The 22,792-nt window shown below is 51.9% G+C and carries 26 protein-coding genes; 13 read left to right on the plus strand and 13 right to left on the minus strand.

The window, feature by feature from the left end; all coding sequences use genetic code 11:
* Nucleotides 1-42: 42 nt before the first annotated feature.
* From ACXAF9_RS09255 to metK, 9 genes are all read right to left on the minus strand, one after another.
* Nucleotides 43-1,317: a dihydroorotase gene (locus ACXAF9_RS09255; RefSeq protein ID WP_475073216.1), complete on the minus strand. Its 1,275-nt coding sequence runs from the start codon at nucleotides 1,315-1,317 to the stop codon at nucleotides 43-45.
* A gap of 6 nt (nucleotides 1,318-1,323) precedes the next feature.
* The gene (locus ACXAF9_RS09260; protein WP_475073218.1) at nucleotides 1,324-2,322 is read right to left on the minus strand and encodes an aspartate carbamoyltransferase catalytic subunit; all 999 of its coding nucleotides are present in this window, start codon (nucleotides 2,320-2,322) and stop codon (nucleotides 1,324-1,326) included.
* Between the two features lie 14 nt (nucleotides 2,323-2,336).
* A complete protein-coding gene (pyrR, locus tag ACXAF9_RS09265) occupies nucleotides 2,337-2,852 on the minus strand; it encodes a bifunctional pyr operon transcriptional regulator/uracil phosphoribosyltransferase PyrR (protein WP_475073220.1) in 516 nt (171 codons plus the stop codon).
* Nucleotides 2,827-3,309 carry a Holliday junction resolvase RuvX gene (ruvX, locus tag ACXAF9_RS09270; RefSeq protein WP_475073222.1) on the minus strand — a complete coding sequence of 161 codons (483 nt, stop codon included), beginning with the start codon at nucleotides 3,307-3,309 and terminating at the stop codon, nucleotides 2,827-2,829. The genes pyrR and ruvX overlap by 26 nt, the downstream gene beginning before the upstream one ends.
* An 11-nt stretch (nucleotides 3,310-3,320) precedes the next feature.
* Entirely contained in the window at nucleotides 3,321-3,887 is a 567-nt protein-coding gene (locus tag ACXAF9_RS09275) for a YqgE/AlgH family protein (RefSeq protein WP_475073224.1), read from the minus strand.
* Between the two features lie 39 nt (nucleotides 3,888-3,926).
* Entirely contained in the window at nucleotides 3,927-4,883 is a 957-nt protein-coding gene (locus tag ACXAF9_RS09280) for an energy transducer TonB (RefSeq protein WP_475073226.1), read from the minus strand.
* 10 nt (nucleotides 4,884-4,893) lie between these two features.
* Nucleotides 4,894-5,856, minus strand: a complete 963-nt coding sequence (gene gshB / locus ACXAF9_RS09285) for a glutathione synthase (RefSeq protein WP_475073227.1) — start codon at nucleotides 5,854-5,856, stop codon at nucleotides 4,894-4,896.
* Between the two features lie 106 nt (nucleotides 5,857-5,962).
* Nucleotides 5,963-6,691, minus strand: coding sequence for a 16S rRNA (uracil(1498)-N(3))-methyltransferase (locus ACXAF9_RS09290; RefSeq protein WP_475073229.1), 729 nt, complete (start codon nucleotides 6,689-6,691; stop codon nucleotides 5,963-5,965).
* 109 nt (nucleotides 6,692-6,800) lie between these two features.
* Nucleotides 6,801-7,991 carry a methionine adenosyltransferase gene (gene metK, locus ACXAF9_RS09295; protein ID WP_475073231.1) on the minus strand — a complete coding sequence of 397 codons (1,191 nt, stop codon included), beginning with the start codon at nucleotides 7,989-7,991 and terminating at the stop codon, nucleotides 6,801-6,803.
* 266 nt (nucleotides 7,992-8,257) lie between these two features.
* Here metK and tkt point away from each other — a divergent pair, with 266 nt between their 5' ends.
* From tkt to ACXAF9_RS09310, 3 genes are all read left to right on the plus strand, one after another.
* Entirely contained in the window at nucleotides 8,258-10,252 is a 1,995-nt protein-coding gene (gene tkt / locus ACXAF9_RS09300) for a transketolase (protein ID WP_475073233.1), read from the plus strand.
* 88 nt (nucleotides 10,253-10,340) lie between these two features.
* Entirely contained in the window at nucleotides 10,341-11,357 is a 1,017-nt protein-coding gene (locus ACXAF9_RS09305; protein WP_475073236.1) for a type I glyceraldehyde-3-phosphate dehydrogenase, read from the plus strand.
* 75 nt (nucleotides 11,358-11,432) lie between these two features.
* A complete protein-coding gene (locus ACXAF9_RS09310) occupies nucleotides 11,433-12,596 on the plus strand; it encodes a phosphoglycerate kinase (protein ID WP_475073237.1) in 1,164 nt (387 codons plus the stop codon).
* Nucleotides 12,597-12,664: 68 nt separating this feature from the next.
* On the opposite strand, the gene ACXAF9_RS09315 is transcribed toward ACXAF9_RS09310, so the two are convergent.
* On the minus strand, nucleotides 12,665-13,564 hold the full coding sequence (locus ACXAF9_RS09315; protein ID WP_475073239.1) for a fructose bisphosphate aldolase: 900 nt from the start codon (nucleotides 13,562-13,564) through the stop codon (nucleotides 12,665-12,667).
* A gap of 169 nt (nucleotides 13,565-13,733) precedes the next feature.
* Between ACXAF9_RS09315 and fba the strand changes: the two genes are divergently transcribed.
* The 7 genes from fba to ACXAF9_RS09350 all read left to right on the plus strand — a co-directional run bounded on the left by fba (nucleotide 13,734) and on the right by ACXAF9_RS09350 (nucleotide 17,812).
* Complete coding sequence (fba, locus tag ACXAF9_RS09320) at nucleotides 13,734-14,798, plus strand: class II fructose-bisphosphate aldolase (RefSeq protein ID WP_475073242.1); 1,065 nt, start codon at nucleotides 13,734-13,736, stop codon at nucleotides 14,796-14,798.
* A 162-nt stretch (nucleotides 14,799-14,960) separates the two neighbouring features.
* A complete protein-coding gene (locus tag ACXAF9_RS09325) occupies nucleotides 14,961-15,374 on the plus strand; it encodes a putative pterin-binding protein (RefSeq protein WP_475073245.1) in 414 nt (137 codons plus the stop codon).
* A 3-nt stretch (nucleotides 15,375-15,377) separates the two neighbouring features.
* The gene (locus ACXAF9_RS09330) at nucleotides 15,378-15,590 is read left to right on the plus strand and encodes a hypothetical protein (protein ID WP_475073247.1); all 213 of its coding nucleotides are present in this window, start codon (nucleotides 15,378-15,380) and stop codon (nucleotides 15,588-15,590) included.
* A 6-nt stretch (nucleotides 15,591-15,596) separates the two neighbouring features.
* Nucleotides 15,597-15,953 carry a hypothetical protein gene (locus ACXAF9_RS09335; protein WP_475073250.1) on the plus strand — a complete coding sequence of 119 codons (357 nt, stop codon included), beginning with the start codon at nucleotides 15,597-15,599 and terminating at the stop codon, nucleotides 15,951-15,953.
* Nucleotides 15,911-16,441 (plus strand): diguanylate cyclase domain-containing protein, encoded by a 531-nt coding sequence (locus ACXAF9_RS09340; RefSeq protein ID WP_475073253.1) that lies wholly within the window; start codon nucleotides 15,911-15,913, stop codon nucleotides 16,439-16,441. The genes ACXAF9_RS09335 and ACXAF9_RS09340 overlap by 43 nt, the downstream gene beginning before the upstream one ends.
* 95 nt (nucleotides 16,442-16,536) lie before the next feature.
* Nucleotides 16,537-16,959, plus strand: coding sequence for a YidB family protein (locus tag ACXAF9_RS09345; protein ID WP_475073256.1), 423 nt, complete (start codon nucleotides 16,537-16,539; stop codon nucleotides 16,957-16,959).
* Nucleotides 16,960-17,200: 241 nt separating this feature from the next.
* Complete coding sequence (locus ACXAF9_RS09350; protein ID WP_475073257.1) at nucleotides 17,201-17,812, plus strand: YitT family protein; 612 nt, start codon at nucleotides 17,201-17,203, stop codon at nucleotides 17,810-17,812.
* 143 nt (nucleotides 17,813-17,955) lie between these two features.
* Here the strand turns inward: ACXAF9_RS09350 and ACXAF9_RS09355 are convergent, their stop codons facing one another.
* Together ACXAF9_RS09355 and ACXAF9_RS09360 are read right to left on the minus strand one after the other, a co-directional pair.
* On the minus strand, nucleotides 17,956-18,165 hold the full coding sequence (locus tag ACXAF9_RS09355; protein WP_475073260.1) for a cold-shock protein: 210 nt from the start codon (nucleotides 18,163-18,165) through the stop codon (nucleotides 17,956-17,958).
* A 258-nt stretch (nucleotides 18,166-18,423) separates the two neighbouring features.
* Nucleotides 18,424-19,245 (minus strand): NAD-dependent protein deacetylase, encoded by an 822-nt coding sequence (locus ACXAF9_RS09360; RefSeq protein ID WP_475073261.1) that lies wholly within the window; start codon nucleotides 19,243-19,245, stop codon nucleotides 18,424-18,426.
* Nucleotides 19,246-19,286: 41 nt separating this feature from the next.
* Here ACXAF9_RS09360 and ACXAF9_RS09365 point away from each other — a divergent pair, with 41 nt between their 5' ends.
* Nucleotides 19,287-19,775: a DUF6942 family protein gene (locus ACXAF9_RS09365; protein WP_475073264.1), complete on the plus strand. Its 489-nt coding sequence runs from the start codon at nucleotides 19,287-19,289 to the stop codon at nucleotides 19,773-19,775.
* Here ACXAF9_RS09365 and ACXAF9_RS09370 read toward each other — a convergent pair whose 3' ends face one another.
* Complete coding sequence (locus tag ACXAF9_RS09370) at nucleotides 19,776-21,632, minus strand: cation:proton antiporter (RefSeq protein ID WP_475073266.1); 1,857 nt, start codon at nucleotides 21,630-21,632, stop codon at nucleotides 19,776-19,778.
* 126 nt (nucleotides 21,633-21,758) lie between these two features.
* On the opposite strand from ACXAF9_RS09370, the gene ACXAF9_RS09375 reads away from it, so the two are divergent.
* On the plus strand, nucleotides 21,759-22,100 hold the full coding sequence (locus tag ACXAF9_RS09375) for a M14 family metallopeptidase (protein ID WP_475073267.1): 342 nt from the start codon (nucleotides 21,759-21,761) through the stop codon (nucleotides 22,098-22,100).
* A complete protein-coding gene (locus ACXAF9_RS09380; protein ID WP_475073270.1) occupies nucleotides 22,075-22,779 on the plus strand; it encodes a succinylglutamate desuccinylase/aspartoacylase family protein in 705 nt (234 codons plus the stop codon). Before ACXAF9_RS09375 ends, ACXAF9_RS09380 begins: the two co-directional genes overlap by 26 nt.
* Nucleotides 22,780-22,792 lie beyond the last annotated feature (13 nt).

Consider the following 22,792-nt stretch of genomic DNA (forward strand, 5'->3'; position numbering starts at 1 on the left):
GTGCGCTTTTTTTTATGGGCCAAGAAAGCCCAAAGTGTTCAATCACACCGCTTGGTAAACCAGCTCACCCTTCACTAAGGTGTGGGTTACTTTGCCTTTAAGTGTCATGTTCATGAACGGAGTGTTTTTACCGGCGCTGACGCAATTTTCTTCGGTCAGCTCCCAAGTTTGTTTCGGATCAAACACGCAGACATCGGCAATCGCACCGACCTCTAGCGACCCACGGTTGATGTCCAAGATGGACGCCGGCGCGGCGGTCAGCTTCTCGATCAATTGGTTCAGGGAGAGTAACTCCTGATCCACAAGCATTAATCCAAGTGGCAGCAAGGTCTCAAGGCCCGAAATACCTGGCTCAGTCGAGGCAAACGGTGCTTGTTTTGCGGCCGGGTCGTGCGGCTGGTGGTCTGAACAGATTGCTTGAATACCATCAGTCACCAGTGCGTGACGAAGGCCAGCACGGTCCAGTTGGCTGCGAAGTGGTGGCATAACGTGGAACAAGCTGTTAAAGCCGTTCACGTTCTCATCTGTTAGGAAGAGATGATGGATCGCTACGTCGGCGGTCACGTTTAAGCCGCGCTTACGCGCCTCAATCACCATGCGAGCCGATTGCTCACACGAAAGCTGACCAAAGTGCGCTCGCACGCCGGTTTGCTCAACCAGCAGTAAGCAGCGGGACACTTCAATCGTTTCAGCGGTTTCGGGAATACCGTTTAAGCCAAGGCGAGTGCAGGTTGTGTCATCGTGCATACAGCCATTAGCGGTCAGAGCGCGATCCTGTGGATTAAAGACCACCAGGAAGTCATAGGTAGCGGCGTACTCTAAGCAGCGAAGCAGTACCAGAGAGTTATCCACTTGCTCGCGTGCATTACTGAACGCCACACAACCTGAGCGGTTCAGCGTGTGCATTGGCGAGAGCTGTTCACCGCGGAGTCCCTGTGTCAAAGCCCCAACCGGCAGAATATTCGCAAGTCCTGCTTTTTCAGCGCGGTCTATGATCAGCTCGGTCACGGCGGCCGAATCGATGACTGGGCTTGTGTTCGGTGGGCACACTAGGGTGGTGATGCCACTGGCCACTGCTGCAGCGGATTCTGAGGCGATAGTAGCTTTGTGGGTTTTGCCAGGCTCACGAAGGTGAGCGCTCATGTCGATCATACCCGGCATCACTACTTGGCCTTGCGCATTGATGGTGCGCTTGGCTTCAAAGCCTTCCGGGGCTGAGTCGATGCCGACCACGGTGCCTTGGTTGATGTACAGATCGCAGACTTGATCGATCTCGTTTTTTGGGTCAATCAGGCGGCCTTGAGAAATTACTAACATGATGAATTACGCCTCCTGCTGACGATTTTTTTCAGCGGTTTGACCGCTCATGGACATCGACATAACGGCCATACGGACCGCTAAACCATTGGTTACCTGATTCAGAATCAAGGAGCGCGGGCCATCGGCTACGACCGACTCAATCTCAACCCCGCGGTTGATCGGCCCCGGGTGCATCACAACCGCATCGGGTTTTGCGATGGCCAGCTTATCGGTGGTTAAGCCGTACAGACGGTAAAATTCCGACTCGCTCGGCAAAAGGGCGCTTTGCATACGCTCTTTTTGCAGACGCAGCATGATCACGACATCCACATCTTTTAGGCCTTGCTTCATATCGGTAAAGACACGTACGCCCAGCATCTCGATGTGTTTTGGTAACAGCGTTGTTGGGGCAATCACGCGCACTTCGGTGACCCCGAGTGTTTGCAACGCATGGATCTGGGAACGGGCCACACGTGAGTGCAAAATATCGCCAACGATAGCCACCGTTAAAGGCTCAAACGCGCCTTTTTGACGGCGAATGGTCAGCATGTCGAGCATCGCTTGCGTTGGGTGCGCGTGACGACCATCGCCTGCGTTAATCACGGCCACATTCGGTGTGACGTGCTCGGCGATAAAATGCGCTGCACCACTGTCGGAGTGACGCACAACAAACATATCCGCCTGCATCGCTTCGAGCGTTTGTAAGGTGTCTTTAAGGGTTTCACCTTTGGAGGTGGACGATGTGCTGATGTTTAGGTTCAACACATCCGCCGATAGGCGCTTAGCGGCCAGCTCGAACGTACTGAGCGTGCGAGTACTGGCTTCAAAGAACAGGTTAGCCACCGTTTTACCGCGCAGCAGTGGGACTTTCTTAACCTGTTGCTCGCTCATATCAACGAAGGAATCAGCCGTATCGAGAATCTCTGTGAGCAGGGCTTTGCTCATGCCTTCTACGGTGATGAAGTGTTTCAGTTGGCCCTCTTGGGTCAGCTGAACACTGTAGGAATCTTTTAACTCAAACATGGGGGAGATCCGCCTTAGCTCAACGGTTTTTGTCGGATTTCAAGTTCTAATGGCTCTGGGCCGGTCAGCTTAACCTGCTGGTTGGGGCCTAACGACAGCGTCCCACCACAAACGTCCGCTTGGATGGGTAACTCGCGACGTTGCAGATCCAACAAGTTGACCAAAATCACCGAGGATGGACGACCGTAGTCAAACAGCTCGTTTAATGCCGCGCGAATGGTTCGACCGCTCATGATCACATCATCGACCAAAATGATATCGCGTCCCTCTGTCGATACGGGCAGCTGAGAGGCCTGTACCGATGGGTTTAAACCGATTTGGGAGAAGTCATCGCGGTAAAAGGAGATATCCAATGTACCCATTTGCGCTTCGATGCCCAGCGCTGTTTTTAAGCGCTCTGCAATCCAGACGCCGCCGGTGCGGATACCGATGATATAAGGATCTTGAATTTCACGATGGGTCAGTAATGCGCTGAGCTCTTTGCTCATCTTTTCGAGAAGCGAATCAACGTTGAGGGTGCCCGAGATCATACAGATCCTCCAAACGGGTATGGCTGGGAATACGCTCTTCGCTGTGGATGAATCGATCAAAAATGATCTGGGCCGCTAAACCATCGACAGACTCTTTGCGGAAGTTGCTGCTGCCGCCTCGGTCAAAGTGAATCTCTTTGGCTTCGGAGGTGGATAAACGTTCATCCACCAGATAACAGGGTTTTTGAAAGCGGTCCTGCAAGCGGTTGGCAAACTTGCGGGCGCGCCGCGACATCTCACTGACGGTGCCGTCCATATTCAGAGGGACACCCACCACCAGAAGGTCGGGTTGCCATTCGGCAATCAGGGAATCAAAGAATGACCAATCCGGTTTGCCGTCTTTGGCGGGGATCGGCTCTAGGGCCGTCGAAGTTCCGATAAAGGTCTGGCCAATCGCAACCCCGATTCTACGGGTACCAAAGTCGATGGCCAACACAGATTGGCTGGTAGAGGTCATTCTGTTTCAATTTATGCATGGCCGCTGTGCGCGGTCAGCTGGTTAAGTTTGATGCCCAAAAGGCCTGCCGCTGCCTGCATGCGCTCATCCACAGGCATGTCGAACAGTATATCGGAATTTGCCGGGCAGCTTAACCAAACGTTATCACTAATTTCCTTTTCCAGTTGACCTGGGCCCCATCCAGCGTACCCCAGAGCAATCATGCCTTGGAAATCATCGTGATGGGTAATCGACTCTAGAATATCCAGAGAGGTGGTCAGTTGGATCTCTTCGGTGATTTTATAGGTTTGCACCCAAGGGTCGTTGCGGTAAGGGCGATGGAGAACAAAGCCTCGATCATCCTGCACAGGACCGCCTGCGAAGATAGAGGTATCTAATGCTTTCTGACCCGAATCCAGTTCCAGGTGGTTCAGCATCTGACCGAGCTTCATCCCGATCGGTTTATTAATCACCAATCCCATGGCGCCGTAATCGCTGTGATCACATAAATAGATGATGGTTTTTGCAAAATCATCACTATCCATGTGAGGCATCGAGATCAAAAAATGATCTCTCAAAAAGTGTTTGGATTGGCTCATAATTTTCTCTGTACAAACAAACAATTGACTTAAGTAGGTTTAGTACAGGCGTGTGTTTTTCTCAAACTTCCACGTGCGAATAATTTCTAAAACGTCTGTTTTACGGCGCATTTCTGGTGTGAAGGGTTGGAAGGGGGCAGCTAATCGAACGATCCGGATCGCAGCATCATCGAGCACTTTGTGCCCCGATGATTGCAAGATCTCGACACTTTGTAGTCGTCCGTCCGGTAAAATCATCACCGCTAAACGAAGTGTCCCAAAAACGCCACGCTTTCTGGCTTCCTCTGGGTAGTTCATATTACCGATCTGCTCGATGCGGTTTCGCCAGTTATTCAAGTACACCGCATCGTCGTAGGCCGTGGTCGAGGCCGATGTCAAAGTGCGAACTTTGGGGCGCTTTGCGACGGCTTGTTGCTCTAGGCGGATCTCGGCTTGTAAGTTGGCTAAATCCAACGAGCGCGCTAACAGTGAAGTCGACTGCCCCGAGGTGCTGGCGGCTTTTGGTTCCGGTTTTGGCGTCTGCTTTTGAGCGGTTTTTGTCTCATTTTTTGCGTTGGAGGCCACCATCGGCTTTTGCTCGATCGCTTTTTTCGTATTGTTAGCGGGCTTGTCAGAGGTTTGTTCGGTGCTCGGGGTTGGGTTTACCTCTGGCGTCACTTGAGGCGGTGCCGGCGTTTTAAGAGCCGACTGCTCGCGGATGCGATCGTCCTCGAACGTGGATTGCTGATTAGTAGACACCACATGGGCCTCATCAGCGCTGCCGCTGCCGGCTTGGTTCGCTTGAGCGAGAAAGTCCGCATCCGGGTTGGGCTTTGAAATCGGGTGTTGGGCGAGCGTGATCTCCATGGTGATGTCGGGCGAGCGCTTGGGCAGATCAACAAAGGTGATGCCTAAGATAATCGCCGCATGCAGCGCAGTGGCCAAAAACAGCACAAAGCTAAATCGATCTAACGTCGAAACGGCAGAGTTTTGGGACTCTTCGACAAACACGCTCACATCAATCTTCCTATGCGCTTTTCACTCGGGCGTAGGTTGCCTCGATGGCTTCCATCAATTGCATACCGATGTCCAGACCAAACTGGTTGTCGAGCTCGCGCACGCAGGTTGGGCTGGTAACGTTGATTTCGGTTAGGTAGTCACCAATGACATCCAACCCAACAAACAAGAGGCCCTTTTCGCGCAGAGTAGGGGCCACTTGCTCAACAATCCAACGATCACGGTCGGTTAATGGGCGGCCTTCACCGCGTCCGCCAGCGGCTAGGTTGCCGCGGGTTTCACCGCCGGTTGGAATGCGCGCTAAGGCATAATCCACAGGTGTACCGTCAATCACTAAAATGCGTTTGTCGCCATCGGTAATCTCGGGGATAAACTTCTGCACCATCACGGTTTCTTGGCCAAAGCGCGTTACCGTCTCGATGATCACCCCAAGGTTAAGGCCATCTTCTTTTACGCGAAAAATGGAGCTGCCGCCCATGCCATCCAAGGGTTTAATGATGATGTCGCCGTGTTCTTTATGGAATTCTCGGATGCGCGTCGCATCGCGCGTGACCAGCACCGGCGGACAACACTCTGGAAAATGCGTTGCAAAGAGTTTTTCGTTGCAGTCACGCAAGCTTTGCGGCTTGTTCACCACCAAAACACCGGCATCTTCGGCTTGTTGGAGTAGGTGCGTGGTGTAGATAAATTCGTTATCAAATGGCGGGTCTTTGCGCATCAAGATCACATCGAGATCCGTGATCGGGCAGACGGAATAATCACCGCGTTCAAACCACTTCTCTGGATTCATATCAACGCTAAGCGGTGCCATATTGGCGTGTACAACGCCGTCGCGACTGAAGAGGTCGGTTTGTTCCATGTACCAGAGCGACCAGCCTTTTCGCTGTGCGGCCCACAGCATGGCCAGGGAGCTGTCTTTTTTGAAGTTGATCTCATCAATTGGGTCCATGATGATGCCGACTTTAAGACTCATAATTGTTCCTCTTCGCTCTGGATGGCAAGGTCATATTGCCAGAATGGGTGCGCGGATTGCGCTGCAAAGTGTAATGGATTCAGACGTTTTGGCCTAGCAGCTTGGCTTAGGCAAAGTCACCCCACAGGTATTGAAGGATGGATAAGGCCGCAACTGGTGCGGTTTCGGTACGAAACACTCGAGGGCCGAACGCCACGGGTTGAAAACCCTGTTGCTGCGCCAGTTCAACTTCGGCCTCGGTCAGCCCGCCTTCTGGACCTATCAACAACGCCACGGACTTGGGTTGATCAAAATCCGCCAATGGCTTGGCACTGTGGTGGTGAAGCACCAGTTTAAGATCCGCCTCAACGCTTGTGATCCATTCCTCCAAGGAGGAGACCGGATGAATGACCGGAAGTTCGTTTCTGAGGGATTGCTCACACGCGCTGATGGCCACCTGTTGCCAATGGCGAAGACGCTTATCTTGACGATCTTCCTTTAAACGGACTTCGGAGCGCTCGGTGGTTAACGGCGTCATCTCGGACATACCCGTTTCGGTGGCTTTTTGCACCGCGTAATCCATACGCTCGCCGCGGGACAGCGCTTGGCCGATGTGCACCTGCAAAGGGCTTGCGCGGCTAATGTCGGTTTGTGACTTGACCGTTACCGTGGCACTGCGCTTTTCGACTTGGGTGAGCTCGCACTCAAACTCGCTACCGGAGCCGTTAAACAAAATCAAGGTATCGCCAACGCGCATCCGAAGCACTCGGGCAACGTGTTGAGTGACCTCATCGCTGAGACCCCATGATTGGTTGGGGATCAGTTCGGCTGATTCAAAAAAACGAGGAATGCGCATCCGTTAAAGCTCTGTGTCGCTGACTATAATCAGCGGACATTATGCCATTGGATGCTAAAGAGAGTAAGCAGTGGATGAGGACTCACCCACTGCAATCGAAAGCTGGGTATTAGATGCCCGCGTCCGCTTTGAGCGCTTCGATTTTATCGGTGCGCTCCCATGTGAAGGTCGTGAAGGTGTCATCACCCACGGTGATCTCTTCTGGGGTACGACCAAAGTGGCCGTAGGCTGCTGTACGACGGTACATTGGGTGCAGCAGGTCCAGCATGCGAGTGATCGCATTTGGACGCAGATCAAAGTGACGACGTACCAGCTCAACGATCTTCTCGTCGGAGATTTTGCCTGTACCGAACGTGTTGATCGACACCGAAGTCGGTTCCGCTACACCAATCGCGTAAGACACTTGGATCTCACAACGATCCGCAAGGCCCGCAGCAACGATGTTCTTCGCAACGTAACGACCAGCGTACGCAGCAGAACGGTCTACTTTGGATGGGTCTTTACCCGAGAAAGCACCGCCACCGTGACGAGCCATGCCGCCGTAAGTATCAACGATGATCTTACGACCGGTCAGACCGCAGTCACCCACAGGGCCACCGATCACGAAGTTGCCGGTTGGGTTGATGTGGAACTTGGTGTCTTTGGTCAGCCACTCCGCCGGGATCACTTGCTTGATGATCAACTCCATAACCGCTTCGCGAAGATCGACCTGAGTGACATCTGGGTTGTGCTGAGTCGACAGAACGATGGCATCAACACCAACAGGCTTGCCGTTTTCGTAACGGAACGTCACCTGGGATTTCGCGTCTGGGCGCAACCATGGCAGTAAGCCGTTTTTACGGACTTCGGCTTGGCGCTCAACCAAACGGTGCGAGTAAGTGATCGGTGCTGGCATCAGAACGTCTGTTTCGTTGGATGCGTAACCAAACATCAGGCCTTGGTCGCCTGCGCCTTGATCTTCAGGCTTAGAGCGATCAACGCCTTGAGCGATGTCGACAGACTGTTTACCGATGATGTTGATCACACCACAGGTTTCGCCGTCGTAACCCACTTCAGACGAGGTGTAACCGATGTCACAGATAACGTTACGAACCAGATCTTCCAGGTCAATCCATGCAGAGGTTGAGATCTCACCCGAAACAATCGCAACACCGGTTTTAACCAATGTTTCACACGCTACACGCGCGTATTTGTCTTCGCTGATGATCGCATCCAGTACGGCATCGGAAATCTGATCGGCGATTTTATCCGGATGGCCTTCAGATACGGACTCGGACGTGAAAATGCTGTATTCGCTCATCGACTGTGTGTTTCCTCATGTTACAAAAGGGGCAGAGGCTGGGCTCTGGCAACGAGATAAAGGCCGTATTTTAACCATCAACGAACAGTGATGCCTCTTTTTTACAGTCTTTTTTAATGAAAATTTCACGAAAGGCTATGAAATTCTCTCACTTTTTCGAGATTTCTGGTTTTTTCGTTGAAGCTCGCCGTCATCTGGGCGAAAATTACGCCCACTTTTTTGCTTCTCACTCGTCAAAAACCGGGACAATCCCAGGAGTTTATTGAATGTCTTCTCGCAGAGAACTGGCTAATGCAATTCGTGCACTGAGCATGGATGCCGTTCAAAAGGCTAAATCAGGTCACCCAGGCGCCCCAATGGGCATGGCGGACATCGCGGAAGTGCTATGGAATGATTTCATGAAGCACAACCCGACGAATCCGCAATGGTTCGACCGCGACCGTTTCATCTTGTCTAACGGCCACGGCTCAATGCTGATCTACTCTCTGCTGCATTTGACCGGTTACGATGTGTCCATCGACGATCTGAAAAGCTTCCGTCAGTTGCACGCAAAAACCGCAGGTCACCCTGAATACGGCTACTGCCCGGGTGTTGAAACCACCACGGGTCCTTTGGGTCAAGGTATCACCAACGCGGTTGGCTTTGCGGCGGCTGAAAAAGCCTTGGCGGCGCAGTTTAACCGCGATGGTCACGAGATCGTTGATCACCACACCTATGCGTTCATGGGCGATGGCTGCATGATGGAAGGCGTTTCTCACGAAGCGTGTTCACTGGCGGGTACATTGGGTCTTGGCAAGCTGATCGTATTCTGGGATGACAACGGCATCTCCATCGATGGCGAAGTGGAAGGCTGGTACACCGACGATAACGTGAAGCGTTTCGAGTCTTACAACTGGCAAGTGATCCCGGGTGTGGATGGTCACAACCCTGATCAAATTCGTGCAGCGATTGAACAAGCGCAAGCAAACACTGAGCAGCCGACGCTGATCTGCTGCAAAACCATCATCGGTTTTGGTTCTCCTAATAAAGAAGGTAAAGAAGACTGCCACGGCGCTCCTCTGGGCGATGACGAGATCGCACTGACGCGTGAGCGCTTAGGTTGGTCTCACCCTGCATTCGAAGTACCTGAAGACATTTACGCGGATTGGGATGCGAAAGAATCCGGCGTACGCGCTGAAAACGAGTGGAACGAGCGCTTTGCAGCGTACCGTGCCGCTTACCCAGAATTAGCAGATGAGTTGCTGCGTCGTATCTCTGGCGAGCTGCCAAGCGACTTCGAAGCGAAAGCGGATGCGTTTATCGCGGGCGTTGTTGAAAAAGAGGAAACCATCGCAACGCGTAAAGCGTCTCAAAATGCGCTGAACGGCTTTGGCCCGTTGCTGCCGGAATTGATGGGCGGTTCTGCCGACTTGGCAGGCTCCAACCTGACTTTGTGGTCGGGTGCTAAGGGCATCTCTAAAGATGACGCTTCTGGCAATTACATCTTCTACGGTGTGCGCGAGTTTGGTATGTCGGCGATCATGAACGGCATCGCTCTGCACGGCGGTTTCATCCCTTACGGTGCGACTTTCCTCGTCTTCATGGAATACGCACGCAATGCACTGCGCATGGCGGCTCTGATGAAGCAACGTGCGATTCATGTGTACACGCACGATTCGATTGGTCTGGGCGAAGATGGTCCAACTCACCAACCGATCGAGCAAGTGGCTAACCTGCGTACTACGCCAAACATGAGCTGCTGGCGTCCTGCCGATGCGGTTGAATCCGCTGTAGCGTGGAAACTGGCTCTGATGCGTAACGATGGCCCAACCTCGTTGATCTTCTCTCGTCAAAACTTGGCTCACCAAGCGCGTACTGCTGAGCAGATTGCGAACATTGAGCGCGGTGGTTACATTCTGCGTGATACCGATGGTCAGCCTGATGTGATCCTGATCGCGACTGGTTCCGAGTTAGACTTGGCGGTGAAATCCGCTGAAGCACTGGCGCAAGAGAACATCAAAGCGCGTGTCGTATCCATGCCAGAAACCAATCTGTTTATGGCGCAAGATGCGGATTACCGTGAATCGGTTCTGCCATCTTCTGTACGCGCTCGTGTGGCGGTTGAAGCCTTGCACGCTGACTACTGGTACAAGTTTGTTGGTCTAGACGGCGCGGTTGTGGGTATGACTACTTTTGGTGAGTCTGCACCCGCTCCGCAACTGTTTGAACACTTCGGTTTCACCGTTGAAAACGTTGTGAACACAGCGAAGTCAGTTCTGTAAGACGATGTCAGGCCTGGTTTCGGCTGGGCCTGAGTTTTACTCTCTTTAAGGCTTAGGCCTCTTTTCTGCTCAAGGTGCTTGTGCGTCAATGAGTTACAGAATTGCCATCAATGGCTATGGACGGATCGGTCAGTGCGTGTTGCGCGCTTTGTATCAAAGCGACAAGCGTTCTGAATTTCAGGTAGTGGCGATTAACGAGCTCTCTGATATTGATACCGTTACCTATCTTACCCGTTACGACACAACGCACGGGCGATTCCCGCTATCCGTAGAACACGATGCCGATCATCTGATCATCGATGGCGATCGAATCCGTGTGCTTAACGAACCGGACCCCGACAAGCTGCCTTGGCAGTCGTTGAACATAGATCTGGTGATTGAGTGCTCGGGCTCGTTCAGTGATCGTGCCACCGCCGAGCGGCACCTCAAGGCAGGCGCTAAGCGTTTACTGTTTTCCCAACCGGCTCAAGCAGATGTGGATGCAACCATTGTGTATGGATTGAACCACGAGCTGCTGCAAGCGGACATGACCGTCGTGTCGGCGGCATCGTGCACAACCAACTGCGTGATCCCGGTACTGCATCTCTTAAATGATACCTTTGGTATTACCCAAGGGGTGACAACGACGATTCACTCGGCGATGAACGATCAGCCGGTGATCGACAGTTATCATCAAACTGATCTTCGGTTAACCCGCAGTGCTATGCAGTCGATCATTCCAGTCGATACGGGTTTAAGTCGTGGCATCGATCGCTTGTTACCGACCTTATCCGGACGCTTTGAGTGTCTGCACTTACGAGTGCCGACCATCAACGTATCGGTGATGGATATGAGTATCAACACCGAAACCGATACCGATGCCAAAGCGGTGAATGACCTGCTAAAGACGGCCTCTCTGTCACGTTTCAAAGGACTATTGGGTTATACCGAAGAGCCCCACGCTTCGGTAGACTTCAACCATGACCCGCGCTCGGCCATTGTCGATGGCACGCAGACTCGCGTCAGTGGAGGACGCCTGATTAAGCTCTTGTGTTGGTTTGATAACGAGTGGGGATTTGCCAATCGAATGCTGGATGTAGCCAGCGATTGGCTTAAGAAAGAATAACAACGACAGACGCTGATATATCGGCGCTGAACCTTTTTTAAAACGTACAACGATTAACGAGATTAGGACACGCTCATGAGTGTATTGAAGATGACCGATCTGGATCTGCGCGGCAAACGCGTATTGATCCGTGAAGACCTAAACGTACCCGTCAAGGATGGCCAGGTCACGTCGGATGCTCGCATCCGTGCGTCTTTGCCAACGATTGAACACGCATTAAAAGCGGGCGCTAAAGTGATGGTAATGTCTCACTTAGGCCGCCCAACCGAAGGTGAATACGAGGAGCAATACTCCTTGGCACCGGTAGCTCAATACATCTCTAAACTGCTCGCGCGTGATGTTCCGCTGATTAAAGATTGGTTGGATGGCGGCTTTGATTTGAACGAAGGTGATCTGGTACTGCTGGAAAACGTTCGCTTCAACAAAGGCGAGAAAAAAGACGACGAAGCACTGTCACAAAAAATGGCAGCACTGTGCGATGTCTACGTAATGGATGCATTTGGTACGGCTCACCGTGCTCAAGCCTCTACCCATGGCGTTGCTAAGTTTGCTGAAGTGGCCTGCGCGGGCCCGCTGCTGGCAAACGAGTTGGATGCGCTGGGTAAAGCACTGGATAACCCAGCACGCCCAATGGCGGCAATTGTCGGTGGCTCCAAAGTATCGACAAAACTGGAAGTCCTGAACTCCCTGTCGAACAAAGTCGATCAGCTGATTGTGGGTGGCGGTATCGCCAATACCTTCCTCGCGGCGGCGGGTAAGCCTGTGGGTAAATCACTGTGCGAACACGATTTGATCCCGGTTGCGAAAGAGCTGATGACCAAAGTAAACATCCCACTACCTGTGGATGTGGTCGTAGCCAAAGAGTTCAGCGAAAGCGCAACGGCGACTGTGAAGTCCGCAGATGATGTCGCTGAAGACGATATGATTCTGGACATCGGCCCTGAGTCTGCCAAAGCCTTGGCGGCCTTGCTGAAAGATGCAGGCACCATCATTTGGAATGGCCCGGTTGGCGTATTCGAATTTGACCAATTTGGCGAAGGCACAAAAGCATTGTCGCTGGCGATTGCTGAAAGCAACGGCTTCTCGATTGCAGGCGGTGGCGATACGCTAGCGGCTGTGGATAAGTACGAGATTGCCGATAAAGTCTCTTACATCTCCACAGGTGGCGGCGCGTTCCTAGAGTTCGTGGAAGGCAAGCAACTGCCAGCGGTTGTCGCGTTAGAGGCGAAAAACGCGTAATTTGGATTGATCGATCCATGAAAAAGCCGGGCATTGCCCGGCTTTTTAGTATCAAACTGACGGTGCGCTTACGTCGCAGACGCCTGACAGATCGACTCGATGGTCGCATCGATCGTTTTTGTGAATTCCTCTTCACTTTGTTTTGCAGACAGACCTTCTGTCAGCGCACGTGAGAAGCTTGCGATCATGCCGTTGTTTTCGCTAAGGCGTTGGTTTGACTCATCACGGCTGTAGCCACCAGAGAGTGCAACCACTTTAATGACTTGTGGATGGGCAATCAGCTCCGCATAGAAGTTTGCTTCTTCGGGCAGTGTGAGTTTTAGCATAACGGATTGATCTGCTGGCAATGCGATTAGCGCCTCCAGCAGCTCGGCTTTCAACAAGGCTTCGGCTTTTGATTTTTCAGGGCAGTGGATGTCCACTTCTGGCTCGATGATCGGGACAAGACCTGCCGCCAAAATTTGTTGGCCTACTTCAAACTGCTGTGCCACAACGGCTTTGATCCCTTCTTGATTGGCTTGTTTAACCACAGAGCGCATCTTGGTACCGAACACATCTTGAGCGTTGGCTTTTGCCAGCAGGGCATCGAGTTCTGGCATTGGCTTCATCAGTTGTACGCCGTTTGCTTCCTCTTCTAAGCCTTTATCGACTTTCAAGAAAGGCACCACCTGCTTTTCTTGCCACAGGTAGTGAGCTGAGGTTTTACCTTTAATCTCACGGTCCAATGTGTTTTCAAAAAGAATCGCGCCCAATACACGCTCGCCAGTGAACGCTGGGTTGGTGATGATGCGGGTGCGCATCTCGTGGACTTTGGCAAACATCGCTTCGTCGCCGTCGTATTCGCTTTCTTCAACACCGTACAAACGGAGCGCTTTAGGGGTGCTGCCACCGCTTTGATCTAGGGCTGCGATAAAGCCGTTGTGGGATTTTACGCTCTCGAGCATTGCAAGTTGGGCTTGGGACGCCATGGTAATGTTCCTTTTAACCGTCTGTGAACTTAGGACTGAGAATCATTATCCTTTTCTATGCAGCATGTTTCCAGTATTTCGGGGCTGAATATCAAAGGCAGAGTGATATAATGCGCGAATCCTTTGTGCGAGCAAATTACAATCATAACTTATAGATATAGGTGAGAAGATGGCCTTGATTTCCATGCGTCAGTTGCTGGACCATGCAGCTGAATATGGCTACGGTATCCCGGCGTTTAACGTTAACAATCTTGAGCAGATGCGTGCAATCATGGAAGCGGCTTCAAAAACCGACTCTCCCGTGATCGTTCAGGCATCAGCAGGCGCCCGTAAATACGCAGGTTCTAACTTTCTGCGACATATGATTCTGGCGGCGATTGATGAGTTTCCAGATGTGCCAGTGTGTATGCACCAAGACCACGGTACGTCCCCTGCCATCTGTCAGCGCTCCATCGCGATGGGTTTCTCATCCGTGATGATGGACGGCTCCTTGATGGATGATGGTAAAACCCCATCCAGCTACGAATACAACATCGATGTTACCCGTCGCACTGTTGAGATGGCGCATGCGTGTGGTGTGTCTGTAGAGGGCGAACTGGGCTGTTTGGGCTCATTGGAAACCGGACAAGCGGGCGAAGAAGACGGCATCGGTGCGGATTGCACGCTGTCTCACGATCAAATGCTGACCGACCCTGATGAAGCGGCCGACTTTGTATCGAAAACCAACGTTGATGCCTTGGCTATCGCGTGCGGTACGTCCCACGGTGCTTACAAATTTACCCGTCCACCGACAGGCGATATTCTGGCGATCGATCGCATTAAAGCGATCCACGACCGTATCCCCGGCACTCACTTGGTGATGCACGGTTCTTCATCGGTGCCGCAAGAGTGGCTGAAAGTGATCAATGAGTTTGGCGGTGAGATCCCTGAAACGTACGGCGTTCCGGTTGAGCAGATCGTTGAAGGCATCAAGTACGGTGTGCGTAAAGTGAACATCGATACTGACCTTCGCTTGGCGTCTACCGGTGCGATTCGTCGCTTCTTGGCCGAAAACCCAGCGGAATTTGACCCACGTAAATACCTGAAAAAGTCGATCGAAGCGATGAGCGAGATCTGTATTGCACGTTATGAAGCGTTCGGTACGGCAGGTCACGCCTCTAAAATCAAAGCGATTGCACTGGAAGATATGGCAACTCGTTACGACAACGGCGAGCTGGATGCGAAGATCAACTGATCGATCTGAGTCAAAAAAACCACCGATAACGGTGGTTTTTTTTGGCCTGTAAGTGCCTGATGTGGCGAGAATTCATCAACTCGACTAGGATTATCGAGTCTTATGTCAGTCGGGGTGAACCCAGTAAGCGAAAGGGGAGTGATGTGAATATCGCTTCGAGCGATGGCAATCGACTTTGGGGTTATCACCATTGAGGGGCAAGGCGCTGAGCCTGTTCAGATCACGATGGAGCAGATTCAGGCCATGCCTTCGACCGAGTTTGAGAGCTATACGCCTTGGACAGAGAGAAAAACGCATTTCAAAGGGATTCGCTTACAAACCTTAATGGAGCATCTGGGGGTAACAGGGGATGTGATTCGCGTGAAGGCGCTGAATCAGTATCATGCCGACATTGCTTGGAAAGAGCTGGCCGAATACCCCGTCATCTTCGCGTATGAGATGGACGGCGAGCCGATGTCGATTCGTGAGAAAGGCCCCTATTGGTTAATGTTTCCGATGACCGATTATCCCGAACTGAATGTCCCCAAATACCATATCTTAATGGTTTGGCAGGTCGCTGCCATTGAGGTGCTGTAAATCATGACAAGGCGAGTATGGCGGTTTGTGATGATGATCGCGCTGGTGGTGTTTTTGGCCGCCAGCTTGTTCGTCAGTTTTAAGCGCCAAGCCGCAACGGCCAAAATACTCGCGGTGGATGTGAAAACCTCCTCTTGGGCGGCTGCCCAGCTGGAAGTCGATTTTTTGCAGCTTCAAAATGCACTTGAGGTGTACCAGAGTGCCCCTGTAACTTGAAATGCCTTGTGGCTTCGTTTTGAGTTGTTGTGGTCTCGATTGAACGTGCTTGAAGTGGGAAGCGAAACGGAAAAGTTTCGTGAACTTGAAGAGAGCCGTAAAGTGCTAAAGCGCTTAAAAGCGCTGCTGACCAATATGGACGCTGATTTTCAAGGTGCCGAGCAAGGTGGTCGGGCTCTTCTGATGTCCCGCATGTCTGATATTAAAACTCAGATGGCGGATCTGTACCCTGCGATCCGATCTTTGCACATGGCCAGTTACACCAACCAAACCCGTCTTGAGCACCTTGAGAACATCGGTCAGTTGGAGCGTTTAACGCTTTGGCTAACCGAATCTATTTTAACGTATGGCTTAAGCGCTTAGCCGAAACAGCCGAAGCCAATAACAACCAAGTGGCGTTACACGTCATTGATCTTAACGGCTTTAAAGCGATCAATGATGCGTACGGTCACGCCATTGGTGATGAGTTCTTGCTCGCGATGGCAGGCCGCTTAAAACACTTTGAGCATTACGATCAAAAAGTGGCTCGCTTGGGTGGTGATGAGTTTGCTGTCATTCAAGGGGCGGTCACCGACTTAACCAAGGTAGAAGGCTTAGCGATGGCGATCTACGAAACGCTCTCGCAACCACTCACGATCAAAGGGATTCGTTTTAACCCCAAAGCCAGTGTCGGGGTCTGTCTGTACCCGCGCGATGCCGAAACCACGCACTACAATGCACTGCGCAGTTTAGGTTGCGATTATGGCCAAGGGTATTTTTTCTCGCGGCCGGTTCGGGCCTCGGTATTTGATCAACTGTTAATTGCTTCAGAGCAAGGCGGCTTGATTCCTTCACTGGTCAAGACGCCATAAGCGTGTTTTGATAGTAATCTAACCTTGATTCATGGCTGATTCATTCGAAATCAGTATGGTCGCATTTCTTACACATGCTTACTGAGGAACGCATAATGGATCTGATCAAAACAGCCGCGGGCATCTTTCTGAACAAACTGGGCACATCCGCCGGTGGTTTGGACCCAGATATGGTCGCAAGTGCTTTATCATCTTTGCTGGGCAGTGGTGACGGAGAACTCAACCTAAGCGATCTGATCTCTAAGTTTTCGAACTCTGGCCTTGCGTCCGTTGCAATGTCTTGGTTGGGCGATGGTTCCAACGAAGGTATTGATGTCAGCCAGATCCTGTCTGTGTTGGGTGAGTCCAACGTTCAGTCATTTGCGTCACAGCTGGGTCTTCAAGAGCCAGATGCCGCCAATGCGCTGTCGGATATGATTCCTGAATTGATCGATCAAAACAGCTCGGCAGGTAGCCTGATGGAGTCGGTCGGCGGTGTGTCCGGCATTGCGGGTTTGGCGTCTAAATTCTTCAACTAAGCCCGTCTTAGTACATGGCAGCACAGGTTTAATGCACGTGTGCTGCCAATAGCCTTTTTTTGGGGCCATTTCTGCTTATCTTTACCAGATTTGAGTCGATAAAAAGAAGCATGGTTTTTGCTTAAGGTTAAGAGTAGCCTTAGCAGGCTTAGGCGATTGTGACGCTTCAAAAGAGCGGACCAGTCACGATTCAGAGGGTGTGCAGCCAAAAGCCGCGCATCACTAGGGTTGAGGCCTTACCATGTACACAACACACTGTTGGCTTTCCATCTTGGAAGGCTGTCTTCTGGTTGCGCTTGGCATCCATATACTGAACGCAAACGAATTGATGATCAGCGGCACCGCCGGTGCTGGTTTGATTGTTAAATACCTGACCGATCTCTCTTTTGGGGTGATCTTTTTCACATTGAACCTGCCGTTTTATTGGCTGGCCTTTCGCTATATGGGGTCCCAGTTTACTCTGCGTACCTTTTGTAGCATTACGCTCCTATCGGTCTTAACCGAACTGATGCAGCGCTATTTGAGCGTCACTGTGGAGCCGGTGTTTGCCGCTGTGCTGGGGGGATTATTGATCGGCTTTGGGCTGATTATTTTGTTTCGCCATCACGCCTCTTTGGGCGGCTTAAACATTTTAGCCATGTATCTTGAGCGACGTTTTAACATTCACCCAGGGCGTACGACCTTTATCGGGGATTTGATCATCGCAAGCGTGGGGTTTTGTGTGTTACCTGTGGATACCGTTGCGGTGTCGATGATTGCGTTTGTGGTGATGAGCTCTGTGGTGGGCCGCTATCACAAACCGCCACAGTGGACGCGAGAGCAAGGCTTAGGCTTGGTAAAAGCGCCTATGTAACGGGCACTTAGCGCTGAAAGGCTTGGATTAGAATATGGCAAGAGGGAAGTAGGGGCCGTATATGGACGTTTCATCATATACGGTCCCCCAAAATAAAAGCAGGCTCAATTGAGCCTGCTTTCTGGAATCATGCAGACTCGCTATTACAGCGGAGTTACTTGATCAGCCTGAGGGCCTTTTTGTCCTTGAACTTCGATGAAGCTCACAGACTGACCTTCGGTCAGGGTGCGACGACCTTGACCAATGATTGAACGGAAATGAACGAACAGATCCGAACCACCGTCACGCGCGATAAAGCCGTAACCCTTTTCATCGTTGAACCACTTAACGGTTCCAGTTTGTGTATCAGACACGATAAACGTACTCGTATAGAAATTAACATTAGCCACAGGATGATACATCCTTGTAACTCGGTCACTGTGTCTAGGGGGACAAGAAAGCGAGGCTGGAGCAGGTAGAGCGTTGACACTGGTCGCTACTTCAAACGCGGCATACTTGATCTCTAAGCACAGATCAGTCTTGAGTTTATAACCAAGAACTGGCGAAAACAAACCCCTTTTCGAGAAAAGATGAAAATTTTCTGCCTAAATTGATCTGAAACAGCGCTATTTTCAGTGAAAACGCGCCATAACAGGGGTTAAAACCGAAGAAATGTCTGAATTTAGCTTTAGTGTCGCTAAAGAATCAGCCCGTGTTATACCTTCGTTTAATAATGTAATGGGTTTACCGGCTTGATGGGCTTGTTTGCACAGTCGAAAACCTGAATAGACCATCAAGGATGATCCGATCACCCAAAGGGCGTCTGCGTTATCCACAGCCGCTTTGGCGGCCTCTACTCGGTCTTTGGGGATGTGATCTCCGTAAAACACGACATCCGGTTTCAGGATACCTTGGCAAAAAGGGCAGGGCGGTACATAAAAGGTCGAGAAGTCGATGCCCTCTAAGTCAGCATCGCCATCTGGCGCGGCGACTGCTTTAAAGTGAGTAAACAGGGGGTTAAGGCGGGCCATCCAGTCGTGGGTGTCATCCCGGGAGAGTGTATAACGGCAGAGCGTGCAGATGACACGGTCGGAGCGCCCATGAAGATCAATGGTACTCGGGTGCCCTGCTTTCTCGTGAAGCCCATCGACGTTTTGGGTCACCAGTGCACTGATTTTCCCGTGCTGTCCCAGTAAGGCCAGCGCACGATGCGAGGCATTGGGCTCTGCGTCACGCATGATGGGCCAGCCCACAAGGCTCCGTGCCCAAAAGCGTTGGCGCGTGGCGTGGCTGGCCATAAAGTCTGGATGCTGAACAGGCGCTTTGCGCTTCCAGTTGGCTTTTTTGTCTCGGTAATCGGGGATACCCGAGTCGGTCGAAATGCCAGCCCCTGTCATGACACAGATGCGCTGATGTTTCTCTAAAAATTGGGTCAGTTGCTCGCTTAATGTCATGGTATGTTATGGCTTGTCACAGGTTTTAGTAAGATCGATCCATGTCGTATTCGGCTTTATCACCGTCCATGCCTACGTTGGGCAACCGCTCTGGCGTGCATCTGTATTTGAATCACATGCCCGATCTCTCGTTAGGACGCTCTGTCCCCGAGATGATCCAAGCCAATGGAAATCATTGGCGCAAAATTTTCAGTCTTTATGCCAAAGTGCTGTGCAAAGAGGGGCGCTGGCAAACCTATCGGGATCAGCAATTATTACATGAGCATGCGTTGATTTTCGATGCATCGATTGTATCGGAACCGACTCAATTCATTTGGGTGCCGGGGCTCGAAAATGCGAAGCGTTTAGGGCTGAACCCGATGGAGGCTGAGACGATTTTGGATGATGCCAAATGGGCCGAGAATGTGCGGTGGAAAAACGGGGTGCTGATGACCCCGTATTTGGATTACCGACAATTCCCGAATCGGCTGGTGGATGCGTTGCGATGTTGGTTATCCGAGCAGGGATACCTTGATCGCAACGCACCTTGATTAGGCGGGTGTCGGAGCCGGTTCGTCCCCCGCTGGCGTGGCTGGTTTTTCGGTTTTTGGCCCAGAGGTGTCAACCGAGATCACTGTCCAGCCCGCTTTAATAGGTGGGGCTTCCTCAGGGGAGATCATACGCAACCAACCTTCTGGCGAGATCGCCATCAACAACGAGCGTGCCGATTGATGCTCGGTTCGCCAGTGCTCTAAGGTGAAGTCAGCACTCATGGTGGTTGCACGGATTTGTGCCCCTTGGCTGATCAAGCTAGAAAGCTTTTTAAAGGTGAAGGCATCCTCACCAAAGCAGTGTGGTTGGAAACGGCTTTTCACATCGTGACGTGCTGCGCTTTTGTTTTTCGGCGGTTCGGCTTTCACAGTAAACACAAAGCGGTCTTCAAACTCTTCACGAAAGTGCATGGCGCTCAGCATATTGATGTCCCGTTGTGGGGTCAGCGCCAACACTTGACCAAAGCCGCCAAGCTCAAGCTTTTTATCCACACTGCTGGAAAGTGGATTGCCGTGCAGCGTGGTCAGTCCCATCATGCGCGCTTCGCTGATGTTCTCCCAGCTGGGGTCGATCAAGATGCTGGGGACGTTCTGTTTTTTAAGCGCTTCGGCCACCGCACGCGCCAGCTTATTAGCCCCAATTAAGACTAACCCGCGAGATTCTGGCTCGGTAACGCCTAAGCGTTTCGCCACCCACTTGCTGGTGGCGCTTTGGAAGACCACCGTACCGATAATGACCGAGAAGGTCAGTGCAACCAGAACACTTGCGTTCTCGTAACCGGCTTCTTCAAGACGTAGGGCAAACAGCGCCGACACCGCCGCCGCAACGATGCCGCGCGGGCCAACCCAGGCAATCAATGAGCGTTCCTGCCAGGTTAAATCCGTACCAATGGCGCATAAAAACACCGAGATTGGGCGCACAATGAATTGGATGATGGCCAGAAGGATCAGGGCTGGGATGCCAAGTGAGATGAGTTGATCCAGATCCAGACGCGCTGCCAATAGGATGAACAAACCGGAGATCAAGAGTACGGTCAGTTCCTCTTTAAAGGCCAGTACATCCTCCATGTTCAAACCACGGATGTTCGCGAGCACCATCCCCATCACCGTGACGGCCAAAAGGCCGGATTCGTGTGCAAAGTGGTTGGATACGGTAAAGGTGACCACCACCAACGACAGGGTTGCGAAGGTATGGAGGTATTCGGGTAGCCAGTGGCGCTTCATAACAAACGCGAGCAGCGCTGCGGCTAAACCACCCAACAAGGTGCCTGCTAGGGTCACCTCGAAAAACAGAACCACGGTCTGCATGATCTGACCGTTAAACTGCTGGGAAGAGATCAGCCATTGATACACCAAAACGGCCAGCAACGCGCCAATGGGGTCGATCAAAATGCCTTCCCAGCGAAGCACATTGGTGATGCGGCTGGTGGCGCGCAGAGAGCGCAGCATCGGGACGATCACCGTGGGGCCTGTCACCACTACTAAGGCTCCGGCCAGTGCGGACAGCTCTGCATCCAGGCCTATCACCCAATGAACGGCTAGGGAGATCAACATCCAAGTGACTAAAGCGCCCCAGGTTACTAAGCGGTTCACCATGGAGCTGATCTCTTTTATCTGGCTAAGATGCAGCGTTAAGCTGCCCTCAAACAGGATGATCGCAACCGATAAGGACACAAACGGGAACAGCAGATCGCCAAACAAATCGTCCGGGTCAAGCGTGCCGCTTAATGGACCCAGTGCGATGCCGGTCATCAGCAAAAATAAGATCGCGGGAAGTCGAAAGCGCCAAGCAATCCATTGGCAGCCCAAACTTAAAAAAGAGATCAGCGCAAGAATCTCTGCGTCTGTCATTTCCATGTAGGTTCTCGTCGTTGTTTCAGTATATTTTTGCAGCTAAATCTATACACTTAGAGTGGCAGATCAGATTTGCGGCCATTATATAAAAGCTCAATTGAGTGTATCGGCAAATGCCAGAGGGTCAATATGCGGGATGATTTCGAACTAGCCGGTCAGCGAGTCAAAGCAGGTCAACGGCAGGTGGCTCACCTGCCTTTGCCGCACCTGAACAACCACTCCCAGATGGTGATGCCGGTACACATTGTTCATGGTCGAAGACCTGGGCCTGTGGTGTTTTTAACCGCCGCTGTGCATGGGGATGAATTAAACGGTATCGAGATCATTCGTCGTGTCCTGAAAAAACGGGGCTTATCACGCTTAGCGGGAACCTTAGTGGCGATTCCTGTGGTGAATACATACGGCTTGATTCAAACCAGTCGTTACTTGCCCGGATCGTCGCGATTTGAATCGATCCTTCCCTGGCTCTGAAAAAGGCTCGTTAGCCGGTCGGTTGGCTAAGTTGCTCAGCACCGAAGTGCTGGCCAAGTGCACCCACGGGATTGATCTTCACACCGGGGCCATTCATCGCAGTAATTTGCCGCAGATTCGGGCCGACCTAGATGACCCCGTTACCCTAGCCATGGCTGAAGCCTTTGGTGTACCGGTATTGCTCAATGCCTCCTTGCGAGATGGTTCGATGCGCGCCGAGTGCAAAGAGAAGGGTATTCCGGTGCTGTTATACGAAGCGGGCGAAGCGCTGCGTTATGATGAGATCGCGATTCGAGCCGGAGTGACCGGTGTGATGAACTTGCTGCGTCACCTCGATATGCTGCCTGAAAGCCGCCGCAAGCCCGTTGCCTACGAGCCTTACATTGCTCGCAAAAGTGTGTGGATGCGCGCCCCCGAGAGCGGCATGATGCGCTTAACCGCAAAACAGGGCGCGTATGTAAAAAAAGGGTCGGTGTTGGGCTTTATTGATGATCCGTATTCGGGGAACGAGATGGTCATTACCTCAAGCGTTGAAGGGGTTGTGATCGGACGGTTAGAGATGCCCACAGTGCACGCAGGTGATGCGATTGTTCATATCGCCTGCTTTGAAGAGAGCTTAAGCGATGTCGTCGAGGAGGTCGAAAGCTTCCAGAGCGATTACATCGATGACCTTGAGTAAAGCATAAAAAAGG

The organism is Neptunomonas sp. ABH4_499, assembly GCF_056160565.1.

Excerpts from the sequence above, each read along its gene's own strand:
- ACXAF9_RS09255 (WP_475073216.1), bottom strand. The coding sequence starts at position 1,317 with ATGTTAGTAATTTCTCAAGGCCGCCTGATTGACCCAAAAAACGAGATC.
- ACXAF9_RS09260 (WP_475073218.1), bottom strand. The coding sequence starts at position 2,322 with ATGTTTGAGTTAAAAGATTCCTACAGTGTTCAGCTGACCCAAGAGGGC.
- pyrR (WP_475073220.1), bottom strand. The coding sequence starts at position 2,852 with ATGATCTCGGGCACCCTCAACGTTGATTCGCTTCTCGAAAAGATGAGC.
- ruvX (WP_475073222.1), bottom strand. The coding sequence starts at position 3,309 with ATGACCTCTACCAGCCAATCTGTGTTGGCCATCGACTTTGGTACCCGT.
- ACXAF9_RS09275 (WP_475073224.1), bottom strand. The coding sequence starts at position 3,887 with ATGAGCCAATCCAAACACTTTTTGAGAGATCATTTTTTGATCTCGATG.
- gshB (WP_475073227.1), bottom strand. The coding sequence starts at position 5,856 with ATGAGTCTTAAAGTCGGCATCATCATGGACCCAATTGATGAGATCAAC.
- ACXAF9_RS09290 (WP_475073229.1), bottom strand. The coding sequence starts at position 6,691 with ATGCGCATTCCTCGTTTTTTTGAATCAGCCGAACTGATCCCCAACCAA.
- metK (WP_475073231.1), bottom strand. The coding sequence starts at position 7,991 with ATGAGCGAATACAGCATTTTCACGTCCGAGTCCGTATCTGAAGGCCAT.
- tkt (WP_475073233.1), top strand. The coding sequence starts at position 8,258 with ATGTCTTCTCGCAGAGAACTGGCTAATGCAATTCGTGCACTGAGCATG.
- ACXAF9_RS09305 (WP_475073236.1), top strand. The coding sequence starts at position 10,341 with ATGAGTTACAGAATTGCCATCAATGGCTATGGACGGATCGGTCAGTGC.
- ACXAF9_RS09310 (WP_475073237.1), top strand. The coding sequence starts at position 11,433 with ATGAGTGTATTGAAGATGACCGATCTGGATCTGCGCGGCAAACGCGTA.
- ACXAF9_RS09315 (WP_475073239.1), bottom strand. The coding sequence starts at position 13,564 with ATGGCGTCCCAAGCCCAACTTGCAATGCTCGAGAGCGTAAAATCCCAC.
- fba (WP_475073242.1), top strand. The coding sequence starts at position 13,734 with ATGGCCTTGATTTCCATGCGTCAGTTGCTGGACCATGCAGCTGAATAT.
- ACXAF9_RS09325 (WP_475073245.1), top strand. The coding sequence starts at position 14,961 with ATGGCAATCGACTTTGGGGTTATCACCATTGAGGGGCAAGGCGCTGAG.
- ACXAF9_RS09330 (WP_475073247.1), top strand. The coding sequence starts at position 15,378 with ATGACAAGGCGAGTATGGCGGTTTGTGATGATGATCGCGCTGGTGGTG.
- ACXAF9_RS09345 (WP_475073256.1), top strand. The coding sequence starts at position 16,537 with ATGGATCTGATCAAAACAGCCGCGGGCATCTTTCTGAACAAACTGGGC.
- ACXAF9_RS09350 (WP_475073257.1), top strand. The coding sequence starts at position 17,201 with ATGTACACAACACACTGTTGGCTTTCCATCTTGGAAGGCTGTCTTCTG.
- ACXAF9_RS09360 (WP_475073261.1), bottom strand. The coding sequence starts at position 19,245 with ATGACATTAAGCGAGCAACTGACCCAATTTTTAGAGAAACATCAGCGC.
- ACXAF9_RS09365 (WP_475073264.1), top strand. The coding sequence starts at position 19,287 with ATGTCGTATTCGGCTTTATCACCGTCCATGCCTACGTTGGGCAACCGC.
- ACXAF9_RS09370 (WP_475073266.1), bottom strand. The coding sequence starts at position 21,632 with ATGGAAATGACAGACGCAGAGATTCTTGCGCTGATCTCTTTTTTAAGT.
- ACXAF9_RS09375 (WP_475073267.1), top strand. The coding sequence starts at position 21,759 with ATGCGGGATGATTTCGAACTAGCCGGTCAGCGAGTCAAAGCAGGTCAA.